The following is a 14,778-nucleotide window of genomic DNA, read 5'->3' on the forward strand; positions in this document are numbered from 1 at the left end:
GTTTTTTTTAGTTCTTATTCCCATTGGTTAGACTCGAATAAGAGCATAGACCTTAGGTTCGGTTAAGTATCTGTACTAAAATTAGAAATATTTTTTATAAGGGACAAATATTTTTTAGAAAACTTTGAACTTTAACATATTTCAATTTTGTTTTATAACTCTAATTCGAAGATTTGAATAAACTTTTCATTGAAATTATTTGAAACAAATTGATTAAAATAGATTTTTTTTCCATCGTTAGAAAAATGCGGAATTCCCGTTAATTCATTATTGATTTTTTGAACTTGATAGATTTGTTTAGATTTTTTTTCGGTTAAATCATTTAGATATATTTTATCGTTAACAAAATAAATAGCATATTTTCCGTTTGGTGAAAGATTGAATGGAGAGGTAATCGAATTTTCTAAAAAAGAATATTGAATAATTTCATTCGAAACTAAATTTACACCAAATAATTGCGTCTTATCAAATTCATCTTCCATCAAAAAATAGATGATTTTCCCATCAGGAGAAGAACGTAACCAATGTCTAAAATTACTAATTCCATGTTGAGTAAAAGTGATTCGTTTCTGCGAAATACAACTTGGCACATCTGGCAAAGTAGTTAAAGTTCCTTTTAAATTATCGTTTTCATCAAACCTTATTTCATTTGGAATTTCAGCAATAAAAATTTCCGTTTTCAAATTCCCTTTTTCATCACGCACATGTCCCTGAAATGCGATATTGTTTGTTGAGTTAATCCAACATTCATCAAAAGCTTTTTCGATTTCATCACTTCCATTTTTAGGATTTATCACTACTCTAGAAACGATAATCGAAAACATTTCACCAAAATTATTCTCTAATGTTTTATCAAAATCAACCTCAACTTTTTTGGGAAACATCATTCCAACCACTCGCTGATCTTTTATACTAGAATTGTGTTTGGATTCTTGTTCCAAGACATAATCGTTGTAAGTAAAACTAATCCAATTCTTCTCTTTTTGCCACGAATGCGAATGTGTTCCTCCACGCAAAGCACCATTTGTAAAGGGAAAATTTATATTTCGAGCATCCATAAAAATAGGCTGATTTGGAAATTCTAAATCAATTGCGACACCTGTCCTTCTTGTTGCCGAATACGGATTTGCTTGATTCGCATTTCGAATACCATGAATAAAAATAACTTTATTCTCAATTTGTGAAAAAGAGGCTGCACCTACTCCAGGACCAAACTCTGTTTGATTATTTGTTGTATAAATAATTTCGGATTCGTAAGTTCTCGTATGAAGTAAACAAATGGAAGAAGTTTCTCCAATTTTTGTATCATCATTTCGTCTATCAAAAACAAGATAATTACCATCAACCGATTGAATTTGACTATGATGAAGCGTATGTCCAAAATCATCATAAGTTAACTGCTTTACCATATCGTATTGTTTAATAATATTTTATTTACTTAATAAACATTTAACAAGCAACTAAAAACGTAATTATTTGATTACTAGAAACATTTCAACATTCTTTATAAAAATTTGTTACAAAACTGCATTTTATTTTTTTTGTCTGGATTAATTATGATTAATAATATACTTTTTTCAATGTTTTTATTTTCCTTAGTATAAGTTTTGTTAAACCTTAAACAACAAAGGTAATATTTAATGAAGATTTTGGAAAATCTACAACCAGAATTGATTCGCAATATGTTCCACAATCTGGAAATGATAACAACAATTGAATAGTTTTACCTCGTATAGACATGTTGTCAATGATATTATTTCTCCTTATCCAAAACAATTGCCTTTTTTGATGGTAAAGTTTGGAATTTCTGGAAGTAGAAAATAAAAGCTCAGTTACAGACTGAGCTTTCTTTTATTTATACCAACTACTATACATCAAATAATTATTGGCGATTCTTTCTATTTCGCCTTCTTTCAATTCTTTTGGAACATCTTTTATTTTTTTCGCTGGAATTCCAGCCCATAATTCTCCTTCTTTTACATGCGTTCCTTTGGTTAAAATTGCACCAGCAGCAATCAAAGAATTAGATTCAACAATGCAATCATCCATTACAATTGCGCCCATTCCAACCAAAACATTATCATGTATTGTACAACCATGTACAATAGCATTATGCCCTATCGAAACGTTATTTCCAATTGTTGTTGGCGATTTTTGATACGTCGCATGTATCGTTGCGTTATCCTGAATATTTACTTTATTCCCCATTTTGATATAATGTACATCTCCACGCACAACTGCTGAAAACCAAATTGAGCAATCATCTCCCATTTCTACCTCTCCTACAACCACAGCATTATCCGCTAAAAAGCAGTTTTCACCGAACTTTGGCGTATGCCCATTTAATTCTTTAATTATTGCCATAACAAAATCTATAATTCTAATGATAAAGATACATTTTTATAGCGTATTTTTGTAGAACTATGAGAGTATACGAAGAAATTACACCAAATAATAACGTGATGAAGTTCGTTTGTGACGAGACTTTAACACAAGGTGGCGTGGAATTCGATAAAGAATCTACAGCTACCGAATCTCCTTTAGCGCAAGTTTTATTGACTATACCATTTATTCAAAAAATATTTATCACAGCGAATTTTGTTGCGATAGAAAAAATAGATGCTGTTGATTGGGCTGATGTTACAGAAGATTTGAAAGAAATTATCAATGAACATTTAGAAGAAAATGCAATTTTAGCACCAATGAAAAAGGCTCCTATTTCTATTTATGCAGAAATGACGCCTAATCCTGCTGCGATGAAATTCGTTTCAAATTCTATGTTAGCGCCAGAAATCATCGAGATAAAATCGAGAGAAAAAGCTGCTGGAGTTCCATTAGCTGTTGCGATTTACAAAGAATATCCTTTTGTTGAAGAAGTTTTTATTGTTGATAATTATGTTTCTTTAACGAAAAACGAAACAGAAGATTGGTCACTTTGGGCGATGGATGTTCGTTCGTTTATTACGAATTATTTACAAGCTGGAGGTCCTGTTTTTGATGAATTTTATGAATTCACAACAGAAGCTCCTGAGCATGTTGTGGTAAAATCTGCTGAAGAGTTTTCTTCTGTTGAACAACAAATCAAAGCTATTTTAGACGAATATGTTCAACCAGCAGTTGCAAATGATGGTGGAAATATCGAATTAATTGAATTTGATGAAGAAACGAGAACAGCAAAAATGTTATTACAAGGTGCTTGTTCTGGTTGTCCGTCTTCTACAGCAACGCTTAAAAATGGTATCGAAGGTATTTTAAAACAAATGATGCCTGATGTTGTAGACAACGTTGAAGCTGTAAACGGATAAGATTAAACACATAGTATCAAAAAAATCCAACTCGTTTTGAGTTGGATTTTTTTATTTAATATCTCTCGATTATTCATCAAAAAAGTCGATAGAACGACGATAATTATAAAAAAATAATCTTCTGCGAGCTTCTAAATCATTGACACGAATCGACGAAACATCATCAACCTGAAAATACAAAGAGCCTTCGTCCGTTCCTTCCGAACCAATACATTTTAACTCGAAATCATCTTCAGTTAAATTTCGAATAAAACCTGCAAAACGACTATTGTTATTTAATTGAATACGTGATACATATTCGGTTTGATCATTTATTTCGCCTAAAATTTGACGAACCCAATTTTCTTCTGTTGTTGCATTAAATGTAATTGGATTTTCTTGATCCAAATCAGTGTGATGTTCTTTCAAATAATTGAGACATTTGCAGTAATCATCAACATCTATTCGACTAATTTTGAAATAAGGTTCGATTAAAATTCCATCTTTTTTACCATATTTCGAAATGTGTTGCATCGTAAAAAATTCGTCATTAAAATCTAAAATATATCCAGCCCAAAAATTATCTCCCTCAGGATCATTATAAACGGCAATAATTGATTGATTTTCTTTTGAGTGTTGTAATATTTTATAGAAGTTAGAATTCATATTTCTTTGGGTTAAAAAGTCAAATTACGAATCTTTGTGGATAAAAAAAAGGTTCTTGATTATTTCAAAAACCTTTTCTTTCTATTAATTCGCTTTTCGGAAAATCGAAGCTTCATAACTTAATGATTGCCAATCTCCTTTTTGCAGATTATCTAATTTTATTTTTTTGTAGATATTTTCTTCTCCTGCAACTGTTATTGTAAATTGTGTACGATCTAAAATATTTTTTTCAGTAATTGTATAATTAATATCAAATTTCTTTTTTGTCAATTTCTCTACAATTGGTTTTAAATAAGCTATAGCAGCTTCAGAATTTTTGAATTGTTCGTTTTGTGGAAATTGCACATCAAAATATCCTTCGTATGTAAAATCTGGTTCTGTAATAATCAAATTATAAGGATCAGCAAACAAGGCTGGACGCTGTTTTTGGTATTCTTTTTCAGTTTTATATTGACGTTTTTCTTCTTTATAAATCAACGGATATTTATCAGCAAGAACAGCTAATTTATCGGTATCATAAGAATACGGAATTCCGTCATGAAAAACATTGTAGAAGGCAGGATTTACCAACCATTGATCGACAATTTTCTTATCTTTTACCATATAAATCATTACTCCATTATCTTGTGCTTGAAAAGTAGATGATTGATATCCATACTCCAAAATTGGTTTTCCTAATTGTATAGCCGCAGCATTTTCTAACATAAAATTAAACTTCTCATAAGCCTTTGTTTCATCGCTTAAAGGAGCCATTCCATATACTTTTGTCGAAGCATCTACATTTTTATCATTAATCATAGAGGTTACTTGCGCTGTTGCAAAATTTGCAAGAACAACAGTGGCTGTAAGTAAAATTTGTTTTATCATGTATTGTATATCTTTATTTTAAAATGTGTTCCAAATTTATTGATAAATTTCGATAGTTATCTTACCTGATTGTGTAATACTTCCGCGATACATTCCGGCAGTGTTAAAAGGAAAACTTGCTTGACCATTTTTATCTAAAATAATCATTCCGCCATCGCCTCCTAAATCACCAATTTTCTTAATAACTTCTTCACCAGCTTTTTTCGAAGAAAGTTTCTTGTAATTCATCAAAGCCGCAACATCATATGCCGCAACAGCTTTTATAAAATATTCGCCCCAACCCGTACTCGAAACACCAACTTCGCTATTTGCATACGTTCCAGCACCAATAATTGGCGAATCGCCTACTCGACCAAAACGTTTATTTGTCATTCCACCAGTCGAAGTTCCTGCCGAGATATGACCTTTATTATCCAAAGCAACTGCGCCTACAGTACCAAATTTTTCGTCAACAAAATTGAATGGAACATACGCTTGTGTTTTAGCATCATGGTCTAATTCCATTTTTTCTTTATCCTTTTCCAAAACTTTTTGAAGAGAATTCCAGCGTTCCTCAGTTTTAAAATAACTTGGATCAACAATTTCTAAACCTTGAGTTTGAGCAAATTCTTCTGCTCCTTTTCCAACCATCATCACATGAGCAGAATTTTGTAAAACAGCTTTTGCTGCTAAAATTGGATTTTTAATCGTTGTAACTCCAGCCACAGCACCTGCTTGCATTGTATTTCCAATCATCAACGAAGCGTCTAATTCATTTTTACCTTCATGCGTAAAAACCGCTCCTTTTCCTGCATTAAACAAAGGTGAATTTTCCATTACTTTTATGGCTTCTATCACTGCATTTTCACTTTCGCCACCTTGTTTGATGACTTCATAACCTTTTGTCAAAGATTCAGCTAAAGCATCTCGGTACGCTTTTTCCTTTTCGGGTGTCATATTTTTTTTCAGAATTGTACCAGCACCACCATGAATTACCAAAACAACTTTGTCTTGTTTCGTTTGTGCATATGTAGAGATTGTCAAAACTGATAAGATTAAACCGACTATTTTTTTCATGTGTAAAATTTTATTCAACGTCTAAAAATAGAAAAGTTTATAGAAATTAACTATTTTTAGCATTGAATTTGATAACGAAATATCAACAACTGTTATTAAACAAATAAATTACCTATGAACTCTAATAAACACTATCTTTCTAACAATGTCTTGTTACAGTTAGCATTTATTGCAATAATACTTTTAGTTTTTGGATTAATTACCAAAAATCTTTTAGCATTTTTCCCTGGACTTCTCGGTGCTTTGTGTTTGTATGTTTTGCTTTTAAATCCTTTGCAATGGCTAGTAAAAGTAAAAAAATGGAACAAATTAGCAAGTGTAATTATCTTAATGATTAGTAGCGCGATTTTGATTATTGGACCTCTTTATTTATTAATTCAAATGTTAACGAATAAAGTAATGGTGCTATTAAATGACACAGCTCAAATTAAAACAGATGTCAATAAAATTATTCAAATGTTGCAAACCAAATTTCATATCGATGTGTTTAGTGCAACAAACATTGAAAAAATAACACAAGTTGGAGGTAAATTATTAGAAAAAACACTGAATGCTTCAATGGATATGACAGTTCAGTTGGGTGTTGCTTTCCTTATTTTGTATTTTATGTTGATGAACCATCAAAAACTTGAAAATTGGTTTTACAGAACAATTCCGCTTAAAACAAGTAATTTAGTCAAAATGAACAAAGATTTGAAAGATTTAGTTATTTCAAATGCTGTCGGAATGCCATTAACAGCCTTTCTACAAGCAATAATTGCCTACATTGGATATCTTATATTTGGTGTAGATGATGCGTTTACTTGGTTTATTTTAACCATTTTTGCTGCAATGTTGCCTGTCGTTGGTGCCGCACTTATTTATGTACCTCTTGGACTATTTTTACTTGCAAAAGGTGAAACTGGATCAGCGGTTGGATTATTAATTTATTGCTTTGTAATTGTTGGGCTTTCAGATAATTTAATCCGTTTAGTTTTACAAAAAAAAATGGCAGATGTTCATCCATTAATTACTATTTTTGGAGTAATCGTTGGTTTAAATCTATTCGGATTTATCGGAATTATATTTGGACCTATCTTATTTTCAGTATTCTTTTGGTTAGTCAAATTGTACAAATACGAATTTATTGATCCAAATCCTGAAGATTAATTATTATTAAAAACCAATTAAAAATGAGTATAGAAAACTTTAAATTCTTTAAACCTTTAGAACCACGTTGGAGCGATTTTGATCCAATTGGTCATGTAAATAATGTATTTTATTTCGAGTATTTCCAGATCGGTAGAGCCTATTATATGATGGCTTCGAGCAAAAAATGGCAATGGACGCGACACATGTTTGTCATTGCACATATGGAAGCGAGTTACCAAAAAGAATTACGTCCAAATGCGATAGAACCTCGTATTGGTGTACGAGTTACAAAATTAGGAAATAAGAGTTTCGATTTTGAATATATTGTCACAAGTAAAAGCGAAAATGGTGAAGATGTTATTCATTGTATCGGAAAAAGTACACAAGTAATGTACGATATGGAAGAGAAAAAATCGATGGAATTGCCAGATTGGGTAAAAAATGATTTTAAGAATTACGAAGGTAATCTTTAGAAAATAATCCTAAAAAAAATACAACAGTAGTTAAGTCTTTTCATTAGATAATGATTAGATTTAACTACTTTTTCTTTTTAAACTCGTTGCGTTATGAAAAATTTGTTTTTAATGCGTCATGCAAAAAGTAAATGGAACGAAAATGTTTCAGATCAATTTCGTTCTATCACAGAGATTGGTGAATTCAAAACGAAGAAAGTAGCAAATTATATTCATCAAAATTTTGAATTGAAATTTGATCAAATATTTTCGAGCAAAGCAGTTCGAGCAAAAGAAACTTATCTACTTGTCAAACCTATTTTATTTCCTAATCAAACCATTCATATCGAAGATGATTTGTATACTTTTTCGCATTATTTATTAGACAAATGGATTAGAAATTTGGATAATGAATTGCAAAATGTTCTTATTTTTGGACATAATCCTGCGTTTACAGATATTACCAATCAGTTAGGAAATGAAATGATTTACAATCTTTCGACTTCTGGATTTGTCTGGATACAGTTTGATTCTGATAATTGGAAATCGATTCAAAAAGGAAAAACTATAAAAATAATTTTACCTAAAGAAATTAAATGAAAAAATATATAAACCGCGAAATCAGTTGGCTTTCTTTCAATGCGCGCGTGTTGCAAGAGGCTTCTGACGAAACAGTTCCGTTGTTAGAACGAATTCGTTTTTTAGGAATTTATTCGAACAATTTAGATGAATTTTATTCGGTTCGATATTCTACAATTTTGCGCTCGATACAGTTCAAAGATGTAGAAATTGTTTATCAAAATATTGTACCAGATCAAACGGACGAAGAATTGATCGATGAAATCAATGAAATTGTGCGTCAGCAGCGAGTCCAGTACGATGATTTGCATAATCAATTATTCAAAGAATTAGAGAATCACAATATTTTTGTGATAGATGATACATCGATTCCTGAGAATTATTTAGAATTTATTTCCGAATATTTTTACAACGAATTTATTCATACGGTTGGAGTTTTTATTTTAGATGATATTAAAAAAGCACCGCCTTTACGCGATGGATCGTTCTATTTAGCGGTGAAAATGCAATTAAAAGACAAAGTTCAATATGCACTTTTGATTGTTCCAACGCATTTATTTTCGCGTTTTATTGTGCTTCCAAAGTATGATCAAAATACGTATGTCATGTATTTGGAAGACATTATTCGTTTTCATTTGAAAGATATTTTCAAAATGTTTGATTTCGAAACAATTGAAGCACATTCCATCAAAATTACACGAGATAGCGAACTTGATTTTGATAACGATTTAGAACATAGTTTATTAGAAAAAGTCATCAATAGTTTAGAAAATCGTAAAAAAGGTGTTCCTGTCCGATTAGTTTATGATGCTGAAATTGCACCAGATACGTTGAAATTTTTCTTGAAAAAATTACGATTAGATGAATATGATAGTATCAATCCGGGAGGAAAATATCACAACAAACGAGATTTGATGAGCTTTCCAAGCTTTGACATTCCAAATTTAACGTACGAAAAAATAAAACCAATTATTCAGAAAAAACCTTTTGAATATAACAGTTATTTTCAGGCTTTTACGGAAAATGAGGAAATGATGATGGCGCCTTATCACGATTATTCTTTGTTGTTAAAATTTCTTCGAGAAGCTGCAATTGATCCTAAAGTAACCAAAATAAAAATTACAATTTATCGTGTTGCAAAGGATTCGCAAGTGATGCATTCGTTGATAAACGCAGCGATGAATGGAAAAGAAGTAACAGCTGTTTTGGAACTTCGTGCGCGATTTGATGAATCGAATAATGCGATGTGGTCGAAAAAATTGCAAGAAGCTGGTGTGAATGTTATTTTTGGGGTTCCGGGGTTGAAAGTACATTCGAAAATTGGTTATATCGAACGTAAACCAGAAGGAATGTTGGCGCAGAAATATGTGTTTATTAGCACAGGAAATTTTCATGCAGGAACAGCAAAAATTTATACAGATTATACGTATTTCACAACCAATCCGGGAATAACAAAGGATGTTGAACAGATTTTTAAATTTTTCGGAGCTAATTATTTGAACTTAACGTACAATCATTTATTGGTTTCACCTTATGGAACACGTAAAAAAATTGTCAAGATGATTAAACGAGAAATCAAAAATCATCAAGCTGGTTTACCTGCGGAGATCAACATGAAATTAAACAGTTTAAGTGATAAACAAATCATTGATTTATTGTATAAAGCTTCTCAAAAAGGAGTAAAAGTCCGTTTGGTTGTGCGTGGAATTAATTGTTTGATTCCTGGAGTTAAAAATCTTTCCGAAAATATTGAATGTGTCAGCGTTATTGATAAATTTTTGGAACATCCGCGTGTGTATTGGTTTAAAAATGCAGGCGATGACAAAGTTTATATTTCCTCTGCAGATATGATGGAACGTAATTTGGATAATCGTGTGGAAGTAGCGTGTCCGATTTACGATCATAAATTCAAAAAAATAGTTATGGATACGTTTAATTTGAGTTTTGAAGATAACGTAAAAGGTCGCCAAATAACGGCTGAATCTTCTTTAGAATACAAACGAAACAATAAAAAACCAAACCGCTCTCAGTTTACGACCTACGAATATTTTAAAAAATTAAACGAACAAGAAAATGAAGATTAGAAAATTAGGAGCAATAGATATTGGATCTAACGCCATGCGATTGTTGATTAATTATGTTTACGAAGAAGAAGGTCGTGCGCCAATTTTTAATAAAACCAGTATTGTGAGAATGCCTATTCGTTTGGGACACGATGTTTTTATTGATGGACAAATTTCCGAAACAAATATAGATCGTATCTGCGATGCTATGTTGTCTTATGCATTGATGATGAAGGTTTATGATATTGAAATCTATAAAGCTTATGCAACTTCTGCCATGCGCGAAGCCAAAAATGGAAAAGATGTTGTAAAAAAGGTGATTAAAAAATCTGGAATTAACATCGAGATTATAGATGGAAAAACCGAAGCTGAATTACTTTTTAATACAGAATTAGGTGATTTTATACAAGACGAAAAAATCTATTTGTATGTAGATGTTGGTGGTGGTAGTACCGAATTAACATTATTAAAAGATAATAAGGTTTTTACGTCAAAATCTTTTGAAGTAGGAACTGTACGTTTGTTGGAAAATAAAGTTTCACCAAATACTTTTAACGAAATGAAACAATGGATTCACGAAAACATTGGTGATGATGAAGTCGAATTAATTGGTTCTGGTGGAAATATTAACCATGTATACAAATATTCAGGCGTAAAACTGGGAATGCCTTTGAGTAGTGTTTATGTCAAAAAACATTATCAAATTTTACAAACGATGACTGCTGAAGAACGTATGCAGAATTTCAATATGAAACCCGACCGTGCTGATGTAGTGGTTTATGCATTAGAAATTTATAGTAATGTACTAAAATGGTCGCATGCAAAGAAAATTCATGTTCCGAAAATTGGACTTTCGGACGGAATTATTCGAAAAGTATATAAAGATTTAGAAAAATAAATACTTCTATTATAAGGTCAGATTAATCTGGCCTTTTATTTTGATTAAAATTTTATAAAACAAAAAAAAGCTTGAACAAATGTTCAAGCTTTCAGCGGAGAGTGAGGGATTCGAACCCCCGGAGGTGTGACCCTCAACAGTTTTCAAGACTGCCGCATTCGACCACTCTGCCAACTCTCCAATAACGCAGTCTACTGCGGTATTGCGAGTGCAAATATAGAACGCTTTTTCGAATTTGCAAACCTTAATTTAAAGTTTTTTTAATACAAAAACATAGTTTATTCAGTATCAAATAAATATTTTAAAAAAAATTATACAATAACGACCAAAGCTATCTGAATAAGGAAACCAAGCGTAAAAAACAAAGCGGCAAACTTCAATAAAGTAAAACGAAAAGTTTCATTCAAGATTAATTTATTGACCAATGGTTTCGAGATTTTTTCGTCCAAAAGCTTTTCTACTTTTTTATAGAAAATCAATAATAAAATTATAATCATTATAACAACGACAAATACAAAAAAAGAACTCATCGAATGATAAAACATCACTCCCATCGCCATTCCTAATACAGCTAATATTAATTGTGGCAACTGATTAATTGCTTTCCGAATCATTTCTTCGGTTTTACTTAACCAATCAGCTCCAAGAATTTCTGGCGCAGCCATCCAAAATGCAAGAAATTGCAATATCAAACCAAGTAAAGTAAAAATTTTTATCATTCTCAAAAATTCAATTATAGTTAAAGATAAAAAAAACCGTTTAAAATAAATTAAACGGTTTTCATATTATTCTTTTCAAAAAAGATTATTCTTCCTCTTCTTCGTCTTCTTTCATCGTATGATAAACGTTATTTACGTCCTCATCTTCATCAAATTTCTCTAACAATTTTTCGATGTCAGCTTTTTGTTCTTCTGTTAATTCTTTTGTTGTTTGTGGAATTCTTTCAAATTCTGATGAAATAATTTCATATCCACTTTCTTCCAAAGATTTGAAGATTGTTCCGTAATTCTCAAAAGGTGCAATTAATACAATTCCATCTTCATCCTCAAAAATCTCCTCTACTCCAAAGTCAATCATTTCAAATTCTAATTCCTCTAAATCTAGATTTTCAGGTTTTTGAATCTTGAAATTACAGATATGATCAAACATAAATTCAACAGAACCTTGCGTTCCTAATTGTCCATTACATTTACTGAAATAAGAACGAACGTTAGCTACTGTACGATTGTTGTTATTTGTAGAAGTTTCAACTAAAACGGCAATTCCGTGAGGTCCATAACCTTCAAAAATAACTTCCTTATAGTTTTCTGTATTTTTATCAGATGCTTTTTTGATTGCGCGTTCGATATTATCTTTAGGCATATTTACAGCCTTCGCATTCTGAATTACCGCGCGAAGATGAGAATTTGAATGCGGATCAGGTCCTCCTGCTTTTACTGCCATTACGATATCCTTCCCAATTTTAGTAAACGCTTTAGACATTGCTGCCCAACGTTTTAATTTACGTCCTTTTCTAAATTCAAATGCTCTTCCCATTTATACTTGTTTTAATAGTTGCAAATTTATTCATAAAACGAAAAAAATCCAAGAACTATGTCTTGGATTTTTAAGTTGTTAATATTTTAGAATAATTATTTCAATCCGTGGTATTTCAACATTGGTTCAATTGAAGGATTTTTACCTCTAAAATTTTTGTAAATCACATTCAAATCATCCGAATTCCCTTGAGAAAATACTTTATCTCTCAAAATTTGACCATTTTTACGTGACATTCCTCCATTTTCTATTGTCCATTCGTAGGCATCATGGTCTAACATTTCTGCCCAGATATATGCAAAATATCCCGCTGCATATCCTCCACCAAAAATATGGCTAAAATAAGAAGAACGGTAACGAGGCGGAACTTGTGGTAAATTTGTTTTATTATCAATTAAGGCTTGTTTCTCAAAATCGTCTACGCTTGTGATTGTTTTATCGACAGAAACAGTGTGCCAAGATAAATCTAAAGCCGCAGCAGAAAGTAATTCTGTTAACGTATAACCTTTGTTAAAGTTAGATGCTTTTTTCATTTTTTCTACCAACACATCAGGAATCGCAGCTCCTGTTTGATAATGCTTTGCATAATTTTTTAGGATAGATGGCTCCGTTACATAATGCTCGTGAAATTGAGATGGAAACTCTACAAAATCTCTTGAAACATTTGTTCCAGATAAAGTTGGATATTTTTGATTCGCAAAGAAACCGTGCAATGCATGTCCAAATTCGTGGAAAGTTGTTACCACATCATCATACGAAATCAATGCAGGTTGACCATTTGCAGGTTTTGTGTAGTTTCCGACATTATAAATAACAGGTTTTGTGCCAAATAAGTGCGATTGCTCCACGATATTACTCATCCAAGCTCCCCCTTGTTTAGAATCTCTTTTGAAATAATCTGTATAAAATAATCCCAATTGCGAACCATCTTCATTAAACAATTCGTACACTTTTACATCTTCATGCCAAGTTGGTATATCTGTACGTTTTTTGAATGAAATTCCGTACAATTCTTTCGCCATAAAGAAAATTCCATTCTCTACAACTGAATCTAAAACGAAATAAGGTTTCATTTCATTTTCGTCGATATCATATTTCTCTTTACGAACTTTCTCCGCATAATAGTTCCAATCCGCAGCTGTTAATGTATTTGCTGGATTTTCTTTCTTCGCTAAGGCTTCAAATTCTTTTGCATCTTTTTGTGCCATTGCAGTTGCTGCCGGAATCATTTGATTTAAAATTCCTTTTGCTGCTGTAGGATTTTGCGCCATTTGATCTTGCAAATTCCATTCTGCATAATTTGCAAAACCTAATAATTTAGCTTTCTCCGCACGTTTTTTAACCAAAGTTAAAATTGTATAACGTGTATCATTTTCGTCTTTTTTCTCTGTTCTAATCCAAGCTGCATCAAATAATTTTTTTCTTGAAACTGCATTGGTCATATTTTGTAATTCAGGTTGTTGCGTTGTATTCAATAAACTGATTAAATATGTACCATCAGCTTGTTTGAAAGCCTCTAAATCAGCATCACTCAAACCAGCTAATTCTTCTTTCGTAAAAGTAACGCCACCAGATTTTGTTCCTTTTAATAATTGATTGGAGAATTTAGTTTCTAAAGAAGCGATTTCTCCATTCAATTTTTTCAATTCATCTTTTTGTGCAGCAGATAAATTTGCGCCAGCCAATTCAAATCGTTGATAATATACATCTAACAAACGAGATGACTCTTTATCTAAATTCAATGATTTTTTATTGTCATGTAAAGTTTTTACACGTTGAAATAATTTATCATTCAAATAAATGGCATCGCTATGAGCCGCAAATTTAGGCGACATTTCCTCCTCAACTGCTTGCAACGTTTCGTTTGTATTTGCTCCAGTCAATAATCCAAAAACATGATTAACTCGTGTTAATAATTGACCCGATTTTTCCATCTCAACTAATGTATTTTCGAAAGTTGGTGCTTCAGAATTATTCGCAATTTTATTGATTTCGACTAATTGTTCAGTCATTCCTTGCAACAAAGCAGGTTTGAAATCTTCGTTTTTAATTTTCGAAAAATCAGCAGTTTGATAAGGCAAAGTGCTCACTTCAAAAAAAGGATTTTTATCGTTCCACATACTATTTGTTGACTTTTCGCTACAAGAAGTGGTTAGGATTGACGATCCAACCATCATTCCGTAAAAAAGTTTTTTATTAAACATTTTTATAATTTTTAGACCTAACGAAGTTAAAACTTATAATGT

Annotated in this window: 14 protein-coding genes and 1 tRNA gene; 6 read left to right on the top strand and 9 right to left on the bottom strand. The window is 31.5% G+C overall.

What is annotated here, in order from left to right; translation table 11 throughout:
- Nucleotides 1-152: 152 nt before the first annotated feature.
- Nucleotides 153-1,409: a DUF3748 domain-containing protein gene (locus tag ACTS9J_RS12275; RefSeq protein WP_286495942.1), complete on the bottom strand. Its 1,257-nt coding sequence runs from the start codon at nucleotides 1,407-1,409 to the stop codon at nucleotides 153-155.
- A gap of 442 nt (nucleotides 1,410-1,851) precedes the next feature.
- A complete protein-coding gene (locus tag ACTS9J_RS12280) occupies nucleotides 1,852-2,364 on the bottom strand; it encodes a gamma carbonic anhydrase family protein (protein WP_286495943.1) in 513 nt (170 codons plus the stop codon).
- Nucleotides 2,365-2,423: 59 nt separating this feature from the next.
- Here ACTS9J_RS12280 and ACTS9J_RS12285 point away from each other — a divergent pair, with 59 nt between their 5' ends.
- Nucleotides 2,424-3,305, top strand: a complete 882-nt coding sequence (locus ACTS9J_RS12285) for a NifU family protein (protein ID WP_038333605.1) — start codon at nucleotides 2,424-2,426, stop codon at nucleotides 3,303-3,305.
- Between the two features lie 69 nt (nucleotides 3,306-3,374).
- Here ACTS9J_RS12285 and ACTS9J_RS12290 read toward each other — a convergent pair whose 3' ends face one another.
- From ACTS9J_RS12290 to ACTS9J_RS12300, 3 genes are all read right to left on the bottom strand, one after another.
- Nucleotides 3,375-3,950, bottom strand: coding sequence for a hypothetical protein (locus ACTS9J_RS12290; RefSeq protein ID WP_221856134.1), 576 nt, complete (start codon nucleotides 3,948-3,950; stop codon nucleotides 3,375-3,377).
- Nucleotides 3,951-4,034: 84 nt separating this feature from the next.
- A complete protein-coding gene (locus ACTS9J_RS12295) occupies nucleotides 4,035-4,817 on the bottom strand; it encodes a hypothetical protein (protein ID WP_280049999.1) in 783 nt (260 codons plus the stop codon).
- A gap of 36 nt (nucleotides 4,818-4,853) precedes the next feature.
- The gene (locus ACTS9J_RS12300; protein WP_219034772.1) at nucleotides 4,854-5,873 is read right to left on the bottom strand and encodes an isoaspartyl peptidase/L-asparaginase family protein; all 1,020 of its coding nucleotides are present in this window, start codon (nucleotides 5,871-5,873) and stop codon (nucleotides 4,854-4,856) included.
- A gap of 114 nt (nucleotides 5,874-5,987) precedes the next feature.
- Here ACTS9J_RS12300 and ACTS9J_RS12305 point away from each other — a divergent pair, with 114 nt between their 5' ends.
- The 5 genes from ACTS9J_RS12305 (at nucleotide 5,988) to ACTS9J_RS12325 (ending at nucleotide 10,996) form a co-directional block, all read left to right on the top strand.
- Complete coding sequence (locus ACTS9J_RS12305) at nucleotides 5,988-7,022, top strand: AI-2E family transporter (RefSeq protein WP_260509614.1); 1,035 nt, start codon at nucleotides 5,988-5,990, stop codon at nucleotides 7,020-7,022.
- A gap of 23 nt (nucleotides 7,023-7,045) precedes the next feature.
- Entirely contained in the window at nucleotides 7,046-7,477 is a 432-nt protein-coding gene (locus tag ACTS9J_RS12310) for an acyl-CoA thioesterase (protein WP_052217929.1), read from the top strand.
- A gap of 93 nt (nucleotides 7,478-7,570) precedes the next feature.
- Nucleotides 7,571-8,056: a SixA phosphatase family protein gene (locus tag ACTS9J_RS12315; protein ID WP_448353285.1), complete on the top strand. Its 486-nt coding sequence runs from the start codon at nucleotides 7,571-7,573 to the stop codon at nucleotides 8,054-8,056.
- The gene (gene ppk1 / locus ACTS9J_RS12320) at nucleotides 8,053-10,119 is read left to right on the top strand and encodes a polyphosphate kinase 1 (protein WP_219034771.1); all 2,067 of its coding nucleotides are present in this window, start codon (nucleotides 8,053-8,055) and stop codon (nucleotides 10,117-10,119) included. The genes ACTS9J_RS12315 and ppk1 overlap by 4 nt, the downstream gene beginning before the upstream one ends.
- Nucleotides 10,109-10,996: a Ppx/GppA phosphatase family protein gene (locus ACTS9J_RS12325; RefSeq protein ID WP_219034770.1), complete on the top strand. Its 888-nt coding sequence runs from the start codon at nucleotides 10,109-10,111 to the stop codon at nucleotides 10,994-10,996. Before ppk1 ends, ACTS9J_RS12325 begins: the two co-directional genes overlap by 11 nt.
- 95 nt (nucleotides 10,997-11,091) lie before the next feature.
- Here the strand turns inward: ACTS9J_RS12325 and ACTS9J_RS12330 are convergent.
- From ACTS9J_RS12330 to ACTS9J_RS12345, 4 genes are all read right to left on the bottom strand, one after another.
- Nucleotides 11,092-11,176 (bottom strand) — tRNA-Ser (locus ACTS9J_RS12330).
- Nucleotides 11,177-11,307: 131 nt separating this feature from the next.
- Nucleotides 11,308-11,715, bottom strand: a complete 408-nt coding sequence (locus tag ACTS9J_RS12335; protein ID WP_219034769.1) for a hypothetical protein — start codon at nucleotides 11,713-11,715, stop codon at nucleotides 11,308-11,310.
- 85 nt (nucleotides 11,716-11,800) lie between these two features.
- Nucleotides 11,801-12,532: a YebC/PmpR family DNA-binding transcriptional regulator gene (locus ACTS9J_RS12340; protein WP_219034768.1), complete on the bottom strand. Its 732-nt coding sequence runs from the start codon at nucleotides 12,530-12,532 to the stop codon at nucleotides 11,801-11,803.
- 95 nt (nucleotides 12,533-12,627) lie between these two features.
- Complete coding sequence (locus ACTS9J_RS12345; RefSeq protein WP_219034767.1) at nucleotides 12,628-14,736, bottom strand: M3 family metallopeptidase; 2,109 nt, start codon at nucleotides 14,734-14,736, stop codon at nucleotides 12,628-12,630.
- Between the last annotated feature and the right edge of the window lie 42 nt (nucleotides 14,737-14,778).

It is taken from the genome of Empedobacter sp. ULE_I140, assembly GCF_053482575.1.